Source organism: Paenibacillus sp. JJ-223, assembly GCF_927798175.1.
Classification (GTDB): Bacteria; Bacillota; Bacilli; order Paenibacillales; family Paenibacillaceae; genus Paenibacillus; species Paenibacillus hubeiensis.
Genome location: NZ_CAKMMP010000004.1, coordinates 40167 through 53279 on the forward strand (window position 1 = coordinate 40167; position 13113 = coordinate 53279).

Annotated in this window: 8 protein-coding genes and 1 tRNA gene; 2 read left to right on the forward strand and 7 right to left on the reverse strand. The window is 50.1% G+C overall.

Going from position 1 to position 13113, the window contains the following annotated elements; all coding sequences use genetic code 11:
* Positions 1-52: 52 nt before the first annotated feature.
* The 7 genes from lon to L6H98_RS08795 all read right to left on the reverse strand — a co-directional run bounded on the left by lon (position 53) and on the right by L6H98_RS08795 (position 10279).
* Entirely contained in the window at positions 53-2392 is a 2340-nt protein-coding gene (gene lon / locus L6H98_RS08765) for an endopeptidase La (RefSeq protein ID WP_236414428.1), read from the reverse strand.
* 85 nt (positions 2393-2477) lie between these two features.
* Complete coding sequence (gene lonB / locus L6H98_RS08770; RefSeq protein ID WP_236414429.1) at positions 2478-4235, reverse strand: ATP-dependent protease LonB; 1758 nt, start codon at positions 4233-4235, stop codon at positions 2478-2480.
* A 205-nt stretch (positions 4236-4440) separates the two neighbouring features.
* Positions 4441-5538 carry a flavodoxin-dependent (E)-4-hydroxy-3-methylbut-2-enyl-diphosphate synthase gene (gene ispG, locus L6H98_RS08775; RefSeq protein WP_236414430.1) on the reverse strand — a complete coding sequence of 366 codons (1098 nt, stop codon included), beginning with the start codon at positions 5536-5538 and terminating at the stop codon, positions 4441-4443.
* Positions 5539-5655: 117 nt separating this feature from the next.
* On the reverse strand, positions 5656-6909 hold the full coding sequence (clpX, locus tag L6H98_RS08780) for an ATP-dependent protease ATP-binding subunit ClpX (RefSeq protein WP_236414431.1): 1254 nt from the start codon (positions 6907-6909) through the stop codon (positions 5656-5658).
* Positions 6910-6923: 14 nt separating this feature from the next.
* Positions 6924-7514, reverse strand: coding sequence for an ATP-dependent Clp endopeptidase proteolytic subunit ClpP (gene clpP, locus L6H98_RS08785; RefSeq protein WP_236414432.1), 591 nt, complete (start codon positions 7512-7514; stop codon positions 6924-6926).
* Between the two features lie 359 nt (positions 7515-7873).
* Positions 7874-9214 (reverse strand): trigger factor, encoded by a 1341-nt coding sequence (gene tig / locus L6H98_RS08790; RefSeq protein ID WP_236414433.1) that lies wholly within the window; start codon positions 9212-9214, stop codon positions 7874-7876.
* A 132-nt stretch (positions 9215-9346) separates the two neighbouring features.
* The gene (locus tag L6H98_RS08795) at positions 9347-10279 is read right to left on the reverse strand and encodes a hypothetical protein (RefSeq protein WP_236414851.1); all 933 of its coding nucleotides are present in this window, start codon (positions 10277-10279) and stop codon (positions 9347-9349) included.
* 811 nt (positions 10280-11090) lie between these two features.
* Here L6H98_RS08795 and L6H98_RS08800 point away from each other — a divergent pair.
* Both L6H98_RS08800 and L6H98_RS08805 read left to right on the forward strand, forming a co-directional pair.
* Positions 11091-11164, forward strand: a tRNA-Arg gene (locus L6H98_RS08800).
* 678 nt (positions 11165-11842) lie between these two features.
* Positions 11843-13075, forward strand: coding sequence for an MFS transporter (locus tag L6H98_RS08805; protein WP_236414435.1), 1233 nt, complete (start codon positions 11843-11845; stop codon positions 13073-13075).
* Positions 13076-13113: the final 38 nt, after the last annotated feature.

Here is a 13113-nt window from a genome sequence, read left to right on the forward strand (position 1 = left end):
CCGAAGCCTCCGCAGAACGGTTTATTCTTCATACGCTCCCTCGGATGGCGCGCTACAATTGGATTCCCGTTTGCTCTACCAGTGCATGCTGCAGCACTTGATCCATGTGGGCTACGGGCACAAATTCCACATCTTCCTTGATGCTGTCCGGAATGTCCCGCAAATCCCGCTCATTGTCCTTGGGCAATAATATTTTTTTGTAACCCGCGCGATGGGCAGCGAGGGACTTCTCCTTCAGGCCGCCAATCGGCAAAACGCGTCCACGCAGCGTGATTTCGCCTGTCATGGCGATGTCTTTGGAGACGTGTTTGTTGGTCAGCGCCGAGATGAGAGCCGTCGCCATCGTGATTCCCGCCGACGGACCATCCTTCGGAATCGCTCCCTCCGGTACGTGAATGTGAATGTCGTTTTTCTCGTGAAAATCGGCCGGAATGCCCAGCTGAGCCGCTTTGGAACGGGTATAGCTGAATGCCGCCTGGGCGGATTCCTTCATGACATCACCGAGCTTGCCCGTCAACGTCAGCTTGCCCGTACCTGGCACCACGGTGACCTCAATCACAAGCGTGTCCCCGCCGACCTCGGTCCATGCTAGCCCCGTCACCGTACCGATTTGATCTTCCAATTCGGCCATCCCGTAACGGAATTTGCCTGGGCCCAAATATTCCTTAACGTCATCCGGCTCGATGTTAATCGGCGTTTCCGCGCCTGAAACGATATTTTTCGCCGCTTTGCGGCAGAGCGAAGCCATCTGTTGTTCCAGGTTGCGTACGCCGGATTCGCGGGTGTATTCACGAATGACGCGCAGCAAGCTATCGTCTCCCACATGCAGTTGGTTTTCTTCCAGGCCATGATCGCGTTTCTGCTTCGGAAGCAGATAGTTTTTGGCAATCTGCAGCTTCTCCAGCTCCGTATAACCCGGGATGTTCAGCATTTCCATGCGATCCAGAAGCGGACGCGGAATGTTGTGCACCGTATTGGCCGTCGTTACAAACATGACGTTGGATAAGTCAAAAGGCAGCTCCACGAAATGGTCGCTGAACGTATTGTTTTGCTCCGGATCGAGCACTTCGAGCAGCGCAGCTGACGGATCGCCCCGGAAGTCCGAAGCCATTTTGTCGATCTCGTCCAGCAGGAAAACAGGATTCAACGAACCTGCCGTCTTCATGCCTTGAATAACGCGCCCCGGCATCGCCCCTACATAGGTGCGCCGATGACCGCGAATTTCGGCTTCATCCCGCACGCCGCCCAAGGAAATGCGCACAAATTCCCGACCGAGCGATCTGGCAATGGAACGGGCCAGCGACGTTTTGCCGACCCCTGGCGGTCCCACCAGGCATAGAATCGGTCCTTTAAGCTTTTTCACCAGCTTCTGAACGGCCAAATACTCAAGCACGCGTTCCTTCGGTTTCTCCAGGCCATAATGATCGGCATTCAGCACGTCCTCGGCCTTCTGGATATCGAGATCGTCCTCGGTCATATGGCTCCACGGCAGAGCCAGCAGCCAATCCACATAGTTGCGAATAACCCCGCCTTCGGCGGAGCTTGCGGGCATTTTTTCAAGGCGATCGATTTCCTTCTCGATTTTTTCCTTGACCTGCTCAGGCAGATTCAGTGCTTCCATCTGGCTCCGCAGCTCTTCCACTTCGCCGGCACGGCCTTCTTTTTCGCCGAGCTCCTTCTGGATTGCTTTCATCTGTTCGCGCAAGTAATATTCCTTTTGTGTTTTTTCCATCTGTTTTTTCACGCGCTGGCTGATCTTTCGTTCCAGTTCGAGCACTTCGCGTTCGTTATTCAAAATGTCAAGCAGCTTCTCCAGCCGCTCACGCACGTCGATCGTTTCCAAAATCTCCTGTTTGTCCTTGATTTTAAGGGACAGGTGGCTTGTAATCACGTCGGCAAGACGTCCCGGCTCTTCAATGTCCGACACAGCCGCAAGCGTCTCGGGAGTTACTTTTTTAGATAAATTAATATAGGTTTCGAACTGGTTAAGCACCGTCCGCATAAGCGCATCCGTCTCCGGATGAACGTTGTCCTCTTCAGGCAGCTCCTGCGCGAGCACCTCGTAAAATTCCTCGTTATCCGTATATTCAATGATTTCAGCCCGTTCCAGGCCTTCCACCAGCACACGAATCGTTCCGTTAGGCAGCTTCAGCATTTGTCTGACCTTGGCTACCGTTCCGATTTTGAAAATATCCTCAGGGGTAGGTTCCTCAATATTGACTTCGGCTTGGGAACACAGGAGAATCAAATGTTCTTCTACCATCGCTTTTTCTAAAGCCTTGACCGATTTCTCCCGGCCCACATCGAGATGCAGTACCATACTCGGGTAGACGAGAAGTCCTCTTAAAGGCAGTAAAGGAAAACGACGACCTTTCGTTTTGCTCGGTCCCATCGCTTTCGCACCTCCAATGGCTCTCAGGTTGTAATCCATATTATTTTATCAAATGTTCACATAAAAAACCAATGAAGGGAAGCTCTTAGCAGCTTCCCGAATCGCTAACCTTTCCCGGGCGCGGCAGATCCGCGCGCAAAATGGAGGCAGAGGCCGGCGGAAAAATGTCTGAGGCCGGCGCAGCCGGTTCCTCCACCATTCGCTGCTCCTTGGCCTGCTGGGCATCCGGCACCCATGAGAAAACCTCTTGGAATACCTCCTGCACCGTACTCACGGGCACCACCCGCACACCGTCCAGGTTTTCAAAAATGGACTGCCAATTTTCAGCCGGGATGATGACCTTTTTGGCCCCCGCCTGGAAGGCTGCCTCCACTTTGGCCAACACGCCGCCGATCGGCTTCACGCGGCCATGGATGCTGATCTCGCCCGTCATGGCCATTTCGTGGTCTACCGGGCGCTCCTGTATGGCCGAAGCGATCGCAGTTGCCATCGCAATCCCCGCAGACGGGCCGTCAATGGGCGTACCTCCCGGAAAGTTGATATGCAAATCATAATCATATGGGCGAAGTCCCATCGACTTCAGTACGGTGAGCACGTTTTCCACCGAGCCTTTGGCCATGCTCTTGCGCCGAAGCGTGCGGGATCCGCCGCCGATTTCTTCTTCATCCACTACACCCGTAATGTTGATGCGTCCTTGTTCTTTTGCCGCCGGCACAGCCGATACTTCAATTTCGAGAATGGTGCCCATGTTCGGCCCATATACGGCCAAACCGTTTACGAAACCGACCTGCGGATGCTGGGGAATTTTGCGCTCCGGGCGTGGTTGAATCTGGCTGCTGCCAGCTACCCATTCCACGTCAGATGCCTGCAGCATCTCGCGCTTCTCTGTCAACGCAAGCCCGGCGGCAAGCTGAACGATGTTTACCGCTTCGCGTCCATTGGTCGCATAGCGCTTCACAACGTCCACTGCCTCGGGGCAGGGGTTGAAGCCAATCTTTTGAATTGCGTCCTCGGCGATCCGCCCAATCTCCTCCGGCAGCAGTGGACGGAAATATACTTCCATACAGCGCGAACGCAATGCAGGCGGAAGCTCATGCGGCGAACGCGTGGTCGCACCAACCAGACGAAAATCAGCAGGTAGACCGTTTTGGAAAATATCGTGGATATAAGCAGGAGTATGTGTGTCCTCTGAATTATAGTACGCACTTTCCAAAAAGACTTTGCGGTCTTCCAGCACTTTTAGTAATTTGTTCATCTGAATGGAGTGCAATTCGCCAATCTCGTCAATAAAAAGCATGCCTCCGTGGGCCTTCGTCACCGCCCCGGGTTTCGGCTGCGGAATGCCGGCAACACCCATGGCCCCAGCTCCCTGATAAATGGGATCATGTACCGATCCGATCAACGGGTCAGCAATTCCGCGCTCGTCGAACCGGGCGGTCGTGGCGTCCAGCTCCGTAAACTTGGCGTCCGGCTTAAACGGGGACGACGGATTTTTTTTCGCTTCCTCCAACACTACCCTTGCCGCAGCCGTTTTTCCGACGCCCGGAGGCCCATAAATGATGACGTGCTGCGGGTTGGCACTGCATAATGCCGCTTTCAGAGCGCGCAACCCGTCCTTTTGTCCAACAATATCGTTTATCGTCATCGGCCGCGTCTTTTCCGCCAGCGGCTTTGTCAGCGAGATGGAGCGCAGCTTGCGCAGCTTCTCCAGCTCCTTGCGGGATTCGCGCTCAACCGCACCGCGGTTTGTTTTCTGGCTCCGAAGCAGATTCCAGAAGTATAAGCCGATCACCACGCCGAAAAATAGCTGAATCAACATGAATACCATACCTAATTCACCCATGTCTCCACATCCTCCTGTCCAGTATTCATTATTCTGAGACCATGCTAATACTTGGTAGTATAGCCTTTTCCCTAAGACGTAAACGGGCAGGAATGAAATTATGTGGATTAACGTTACGGCTCGACGGTTGGTCGGCTTGCAAACACAAGAAAACCCGCCATCGCTGACGGGTTTTCTTGTATTTTGCATATGAATGATCGAGCAATCAGTGCGATCGACCAGGAATAACTCCTGTTTTCTCATAGGCTTCGACGATTTGATCAATTTCCTTTTTGAGTTCGTCGACCATAATTTCTTCCGGTACCTTGCGAATCATTTGGCCGTGACGGAACAGCAGTCCTTCGCCGCGCGCTCCCGCAATGCCGATATCCGCTTCCTTCGCCTCTCCCGGACCGTTAACGGCACAACCAAGCACGGAGACCTTGATCGGCACTTTCAGCTTCGAAATGTATTCCTCGACCTCGTTGGCAATCGAGAATAGGTCGATATCCAGACGTCCGCATGTCGGACAGGAAATCAGCGTCGCTGCATTGGAAATCAATCCAAAGGTTTTGAGCAAATCGCGGGCAACCTTGATTTCTTCCACCGGGTCCGCGCTGAGCGAAATACGCATCGTGGAACCGATGCCCATCGACAACAGCGCGCCCATGCCGGCAGAACTTTTGATCGTTCCCGAGAACAGCGTCCCCGCTTCCGTAATACCCAGATGCAGCGGATACCTGATTAGCTCGGCTGCCTTGGAGTACGCCGCAATAGCCATCGGCACATCTGAAGCTTTGAGCGATACGATAATGTCGTGGAAATCGAGTTCTTCCAGAATGCCTATGTGATAAAGGGCACTTTCTACCATAGCATCGGCTGTAGGATATCCGTATTTTTCAAGCAAATGATTCTCAAGCGACCCGGCATTGACCCCGATCCGAATCGGAATGCCACGTTCTTTGCAGGCTTTGACGACCTCTTCGACTTTCGCACGTTTACCGATGTTGCCCGGATTGATCCGCACTTTATCGATCCCGTTCTCGATCGCCAGAAGAGCAAGCTTGTAGTTGAAATGAATATCCGCCACCAGTGGAATATGAATGCGTTTTTTGATCTCCTTGATGGCTGCGGCAGCTTCCTCATTATTCACTGTTACACGCACGATCTGGCATCCTGCTTCCTCAAGTCGCAAAATCTCTGCTACGGTTGCCTCAACGTCTGCCGTCTTGGTTGTACACATGCTTTGGATAATGACTTCGTTGTTGCCGCCGATCGTTAAGTTCCCGACCTTGACGGGACGTGTATCTTGTCTTAAATACATGAGTGATTTCTCTCCCCATAACGTCAAAGCTCCACCTTAACAGAATGCCTTACGCCTTCTGCCAAGGTGGAGAACTGACAAGTCTATATTTCAGAGCCGGACGGAAAAGCGCCTGATTCAGGCACTCTCCTCCTGCTTGTCGTCCTTCGATTGGCCAAGTTCAGGCACGACTTTTTTCTCTACAACCTCTTCGGTAATCACGCAGTTCGTAACATCTTCGCGCGAAGGCACTTCATACATGATATCCAGCATGATGCCCTCGATGATCGCACGCAATCCGCGTGCACCCGTGTTACGTTTAATCGCTTCTTTGGCGATGGCAAGCAAAGCAGCCGGTTCGAAGGACAGATTAACATTGTCCATCTCAAGCAGCTTCTGATATTGTTTGGTCAACGCATTTTTCGGCTCGGACAAAATCCGTACCAGCGTGTCTTCATCCAGCGGCTCCAACGTGGAGATTACTGGAAGACGACCTACGAACTCCGGAATCAAACCGAATTTCAACAGGTCTTCCGGCAGAACCATGCCCAGGTATTCGCCTGGCTTCAGGTCCTTTTGCTCGGATACGGTGTTGAAACCGATCACTTTTTTGCCGATCCGGCGTTTGATCATTTGCTCCAGACCATCGAAGGCTCCGCCGCAGATGAACAAAATGTTCGTCGTATCGATCTGGATAAACTCTTGATGCGGATGCTTGCGGCCACCTTGCGGCGGAACCGAAGCAACCGTACCCTCCAAAATTTTAAGCAATGCTTGCTGCACACCTTCACCCGATACGTCGCGTGTAATAGACGGATTCTCGGATTTGCGCGCCACTTTATCAATCTCATCAATATAAATAATTCCGCGTTCCGCTTTTTCCACATCGTAGTCCGCAGCTTGAATCAATTTGAGCAAAATGTTCTCAACGTCCTCACCTACGTAACCTGCTTCCGTCAAGGAAGTGGCATCCGCAATGGCAAAAGGAACGTTAAGGATTTTGGCCATCGTTTGCGCGAGCAACGTTTTACCGGAACCGGTAGGACCGAGCAGCAGGATATTACTCTTTTGCAGCTCGACATCCTCAATTTTGTTTTGTGTGTTGATCCGTTTATAGTGGTTATACACCGCTACGGAAAGAGATTTTTTCGCAAAATCTTGTCCAATGACGTATTGGTCGAGAATGTCGCGGATTTCTTTCGGTTTCGGAATATCTTTCAGATCAAGCTCTTCATCATGTCCGAGCTCTTCCTCCACGATTTCGGTGCACAACTCGATGCATTCATCACAAATGTAAACACCAGGTCCCGCAACAAGCTTGCGAACTTGCTCCTGAGATTTACCGCAAAAAGAGCATTTCAGCTGCCCTTTCTCATCGTTGAATTTAAACATGTGAAACCACCCCTTTAGGAATTGATCGGTCTGGTGAGCACCTGGTCAATAATGCCGTAAGCCTTGGCTTCTTCAGCGCTCATGAAAAAATCACGGTCCGTATCCCGCTCAATTTTATCAAGGGGCTGACCTGTACGTTCGACGTAAATCTGGTTCAATTTTTGGCGCGTCTTGATGATCCAGTCTGCATGGATTTTAATGTCCGCAGCCTGTCCTTGTATGCCGCCGAGCGGCTGGTGGATCATCACTTCGCTATTGGAGAGCGCATATCTTTTGCCAGGCGCGCCGGCTGTCAGCAGCAACGATCCCATACTTGCCGCCATCCCTACGCAGATGGTAGAAACATCTGGCTTAATATATTGCATCGTATCGTATATACCCATTCCTGCGGTGACAGAGCCACCCGGCGAATTAATGTACAAGCTGATATCCTTCTCGGGATCCTCGGCCGCCAAGAACAAAAGCTGTGCTATGACAAGATTGGCTACATCGTCATCAATCGCACTGGTCAGAAAGATAATGCGATCCTTCAGCAAACGCGAATATATATCGTAAGACCGTTCGCCTCGATTGGTTTGTTCCACAACCATTGGCACCAGACTCATGAGACCAACCTCTTTTCTACATGTAATTGGACATCGGGCCACCATTAAAGCATACCCCAAATTTTATTCTAACACGTTCCGATGACAATGTCATTTTTCCAGGAATGTGTCAAGTAAAAGTTGGTTTGCTTTTTAGCCTGATCATATTTAACCATGTTTTCTATGTATGTGCAAATCGGAGGCATCCTATGCCCTTATCCCTTTTTAATTCGCTCCGCCGGGAATCGGAATCTGCAGCCGGTAAAAAACCATCCATTTCGTGAATCATTTATGCATAAAATGGATGTCGTAATTTAAAAATAAGGCACGCAATGAATCACGTGCCTTATCGTTATTCAGCTGTTATCCAACAGCTTGTCTTATTTTTCGTCAGCTTCTGCAGCAGCTTCTTCCGCTGGAGCTTCAACCGGCTCAACCACAGTGCTGTTCTCCACGAGAACGTCGATGGTTTTGCGCAGTTTCACTTCTTCGCGAAGGCTGTCAAGGGAACCGTTGCTTTCCAGAATGCCGCGGATCTCTTCAGCGGAACGCTTGTAGGACTCGGCCATTTTTTCAAGCTCTTGATTCACTTCTTCGTCGGAAACTTCGATGTTTTCCGCTTTACCTACAGCTTCCAACACGAGGTTGTTGCGAACGCGCTTCGCTGCATCGTCTTTCATTTGTCCTCTCAGGTCAGCTTGCGTTTGACCGGAGAAGCTCAGGAACATTTCGAGGTTCATGCCTTGGCTGCGCAGACGGTTGTCGAAATCGCGCATCATGTTTTGAACTTCGCTGTCGATCATCGCAGAAGGGATTTCCACTTCGGCGTTTTCGGCCACTTTTTCCACAACGGCATTCTCTTGAGCGCCTTTGAACTCGTCCGCTTTGCGGGATTCCAGTTGTGTTTTCAGGTCAGCCTTGTACTCTTCCAGAGTATCGAATTCGCTGACGTCTTTAGCAAACTCGTCATCCAGCTCAGGAAGCTGTTTGCGTTTGATTTCGTGAACTTTCACTTTGAATACGGCTTGTTTGCCAGCCAGTTCGGCAGCATGGTACGTTTCAGGGAAAGTCACTTCCACGTCTTTGAAGTCGCCTGTGGACAGACCCACAACTTGCTCTTCGAAACCTGGAATGAATGTGTTGGAGCCCAGCTCCAAGGAGTAACGCTCCGCTTTGCCGCCTTCGAAAGGAACACCGTCAACGGAGCCGTCGAAGTCGATTACAGCGATATCGCCATTTTGTGCAGCGCCTTCGTCGATCACAACGAGTTCTGCATGACGTTGTTGAAGACGCTCGAGCTCTTCATTTACGTCTGCTTCAGTTACTTCAGCTTTTGCTACAGCAACTTCCACACCTTTGTAGTCGCCCAGCGTTACTTCAGGCTTAACGGTTACTTTTGCTTTGAATTTGAAAGCTTGTCCTTTGCCAAATTGCTCGATGTCCACGTCAGGACGATCTACCGGGAAAATATCCGTTTGATCGATCGCTTCAGTGTAAACCTCTGGCAGCAGAATGTCGATTGCATCCTGATACAGGCTTTCCACGCCGAAGCGCGCTTCAAAAATCGGACGTGGCACTCTACCTTTACGGAATCCAGGCACGTTCGCTTGTTTTACCACTTTATTAAAAGCTTTGTCGAGAGCTGCAGCTACACGTTCTGCATCCACTTCAACTTCAAGAACCCCAACGTTCTTCTCTATCTTTTCCCAAGTTGCTTTCATTATAAACTGTCCCCTCCAAAAATTCACATGTTCACGTAGGCGATCACAAAATAACCATTTTAGTATAAACAAGTTTACATTCTTTTTCAAGGGGAATCCCTTGAGGCAGGTTAAGGAAAACGTTTCCGCCCCCTACCCGCCCTCCAAACCTGTCGAAACAAATTGTTTCATGGAACGATATGCCTGCTCCAATCGGAAGCGCAAAGGCCCCGAAACAGCATACATGGAACGAATTTCTTCCTCGTCATGTGCCCCGCCCAAACTGTCAGCCACGGTCATGTGCAGGGCGGCTGCCCAGATGTCGGTCATCAAATCATCATCTTCAAGCATCGTTTGGTAATCACGCGTCCCGTACACGGCCATGACAAACTGCACCCATAATTCCTGTGCAAAATAAAAAAGCGTTGGCTCGTGCACTTCCGTTTGATCGGCGACCCTTTCCAAAATGTGAACAATCTGGATCGGAAAATCCTCCGGACTAAGCGGAACCGTTTCTACATCCACCTCGATCCTTTCTTCTCCCCGTGTAAAAGACACGACCTGCTGCACGCCTCTGCGCCTCAGTGTCTGAAGCACGCGGAATTGAAGCAAAGGATGAAGCGCCTTTTCCTTTAACCAATCTATAAGCGCGTCATCGATTTCCGGCAGCTCCAGGTAAGCCAGCTGCTCCAGAGCCAGCATCGTTTGTTCGGATAACGGCTCTTCCTTTACCGTGCGAAGCAGTTTGTCTGCATAACCGCTATCCTGCTCAAGCTTAAGTCGGGCATGCTCGCGAGCCATGTCTTGTTCGCTGATTTCTTCGTCCTGATCCTCCTGCTCGGTCTCCGCCATCTGCTCGTATTCGGGAAAAGCAGCCTCAAGCCATTCGAGCAGCGCTCTCCATTCCTCATGATGCCGTTCCTCTTCCCCTTGGCACTGCAACAAGAATCGCAGCATATTCATCGCTTCGCCATACCGTTCGTTCTCCAGCATAACCGTCAACTGAATTTGGTAATAGTCCAGCGTTTTCGGAAAAAGAATTAAATTATTGTCCTTACCGGTTTCCCGATTATTGGATTCCTTGATAAGGAGCACCTCCTCATATGTCCTGAATCATCAGTGGCATCAAACCCCGATTCGATGTATATTAAACGAAAAACGCGTCCATTTCCCGAGTTCACCTGATATTCTAACATAATGCCAAATATAAGAAAAACTTCAATCGATGTATCATCAAAGAAGACAGACCGCGTTCATCGGTTGTTTTTCTTGCAATATCAGAAGTGTGTCTTGTTGGATCTCAGTTTGATATTATAAGAAAAACTTCAATCGGTGTATCCGTCAAAGAAGACAGACCGCGTTTATCGGTTGTTTTTCTTGCAATATCAGAAGTGCCTCCATTTTGTCGGATCAACAGGTGCTGGAAGTCGCCAACGGTCAGCACCTGTACCGAACCTACCTCTTACGAATCTGAGACACCTCATTTACTGCTTTTCGGGCATGTTCATTTTCTAGCGAACTTTAGACACGCTATTCAGACGGTATATGGTATGAACAGGCTAAACACCACCAAATAGCAGCGCTCAGGTTCGTTAGAAGTTTCTGCCCCCTTAAAATCAGCATATAAGACTTCTTATGTTCGTTAGAGCTTGAAGACTGAGGGAATTTTCCGATCTGGTATTTGGAAGAAAAATATCAGTCATATATTTAGGCACCCTTAAATCCCAATTCCTCAGTTTGGTCAACTCTGCAAGAAATCATACAGATCTTTAATTTCAAAATAAAAGAGGGGAACGAGCTCAATCCTGCCGAACATCGTGGCAATTGACCAACATAAACAAAACACTTGATCTCCCGAATTCATTGTGATATAATCATTTTTGCGCGAAAAAAATATGTCCCAGTAGCTCAGCTGGATAGAGCAACGGCCTTCTAAGCCGTCGGTCGGGGGTTCGAATCCCTCCTGGGACGTAAAAAGAAAAGCTCTGAGAAGAGCTTTTTTTGCGTCCGGGGATGAGAATCCCATTGGTTCGTCGGAGCATAGGCTTCGGGAGGATTACATCGCAGTCTCGACTGTAAGGAGAGCATCCCTCCTGGGACGTAATGAAAAAGCTCTGTTAAGAGCTTTTTTGCGTTTCGGGGATGAGAACCCCATTGGTTCGTCGGAGCATAGGCTACGGGAGGATTACATCGCAGTCTCGACTGAAAGGAGAGTATCCCTCCTGGGACGTAATGAAAAAGCTCTGTTAAGAGCTTTTTTTGCGTTCCGGGGATGAGAACCCCATTGGTTCGTCGGAGCATAGGCTTCGGGAGGATTACATCGCAGTCTCGACTGTAAGGAGAGTATCCCTCCTGGGACGTAATGAAAAAGCTCTGAATAAGAGCTTTTTTTGCGTTCCGGGGATGAGAATCCCATTGAAGAATCTCCAAATAACTTGCGCCAGATTCGACGCACTCCACTTTTTATCCACTCTGACTACTACGCCCCTCCATTTTATATGCGTTTATAATTACATATTTAAACCGATACATCTTAAGCATCGTATCTTTTGCCCTCCCATTGAAGGCATTGACATGTAGTGTTATGCTTGCAGATGTGTATGTATCAATGCATACATATTCACTTCATAGAACACAGGAGACTTTGCCATGTCATTATCAATACAGCAACACGCTTCTTCCCCTTCTTCTGCAGAAGAGCATTCGGCTGCATCGAAGAAATTCGGCCTGTTATTGGCAGGCATTATCGTTATCGCGGCCACCATGCGTTCACCGATTACGGCCACCGGTCCCGTCGTGGAAATGATCCGCGCAGACACGGGAATCGGCCATACGATGGCAGGGCTCTTAACATCGCTCCCTCTGCTTGCCTTTGCCGCGGTCTCTCCCTTCGCACCGCGCCTGGCCAAACGTTGGGGATTAGAAATTGCCTTGTTTGTGGCCATTATGATCGTGACCCTTGGGGTGGCCTTAAGATTGCTGCCCTCCGTTTTTGCTTTATATGCGGGAACGGCCATTCTGGGATGCGGCATAGCGTTAAGCAATGTGCTGCTTCCAAGCTTGATCAAACGGGACTTCCCTTTAAGGGTAGGCATCGTAACCGGACTATATTCCGTATCGATGAACATATTCGGCGCCATCGCTTCCGGGATCAGCGTGCCGGCGTCGGGGGCAACCTCCATGGGATGGCGCGCCTCATTAGGCATGTGGGCTTTATTATCCATCTTGGCGCTTGTGTTGTGGATCCCGCACGTCGCGGCAGGACGCCGGCAGAAGCTTCAAGTGTCAGGCCATGTACAGGGATCGACCGTACGGCTTCGCACTTCTTCGCTCGCATGGGCCATTACCATGTTTATGGGGCTGCAGTCTTTAATATTTTATACCACGATTACCTGGCTTCCGGAGATTCTTGCCGAACAAGGCTTTAGTGCCACCTCTGCAGGCTGGATTCTTTCTCTCATGCAAATGGTTAGCGTGCCGGCGAGCTTCATCGTTCCCATTCTTGCCGGAAGAACCAGAGATCAACGTGTTCTTACCATCATGACTTGCTCGTCTTTGATTATTGGGTATTCCTTCTTGTTAAGCGGCATTTCTTCCCTCGTGACCGCGGGCGTCATTTTGGCAGGCATCGGAGCAGGTGCTTCATTCGGCGTAGTAACCATGTTCTTTGTTCTTCGCACAAGTGACGCGAGGCAGGCTGCGAGCATGTCGGGCATGGCCCAGTCTTTTGGTTATATGCTGGCAGCAGGTGGTCCTTTGTTATTCGGCGTGCTGCATGATTGGACGAAAGGATGGACCATTCCCCTGTTAGTTCAGGTTATCCTTGCCGTTGTTTTATTAATCGCAGGCATCCAGGCAAGCAAGGATCGCGTAATCGGGTAAATTTCACACCGCCGAAACGAAAATACAAATCCAATCAA

What these genes read in the sequence shown, in the direction of transcription:
- lon (WP_236414428.1), bottom strand. Translation starts at nt 2,392, where the DNA reads ATGGGACCGAGCAAAACGAAAGGTCGTCGTTTTCCTTTACTGCCTTTA.
- tig (WP_236414433.1), bottom strand. Translation starts at nt 9,214, where the DNA reads ATGAAAGCAACTTGGGAAAAGATAGAGAAGAACGTTGGGGTTCTTGAA.
- clpX (WP_236414431.1), bottom strand. Translation starts at nt 6,909, where the DNA reads ATGTTTAAATTCAACGATGAGAAAGGGCAGCTGAAATGCTCTTTTTGC.
- lonB (WP_236414429.1), bottom strand. Translation starts at nt 4,235, where the DNA reads ATGGGTGAATTAGGTATGGTATTCATGTTGATTCAGCTATTTTTCGGC.
- clpP (WP_236414432.1), bottom strand. Translation starts at nt 7,514, where the DNA reads ATGAGTCTGGTGCCAATGGTTGTGGAACAAACCAATCGAGGCGAACGG.
- ispG (WP_236414430.1), bottom strand. Translation starts at nt 5,538, where the DNA reads ATGTATTTAAGACAAGATACACGTCCCGTCAAGGTCGGGAACTTAACG.
- L6H98_RS08805 (WP_236414435.1), top strand. Translation starts at nt 11,843, where the DNA reads ATGTCATTATCAATACAGCAACACGCTTCTTCCCCTTCTTCTGCAGAA.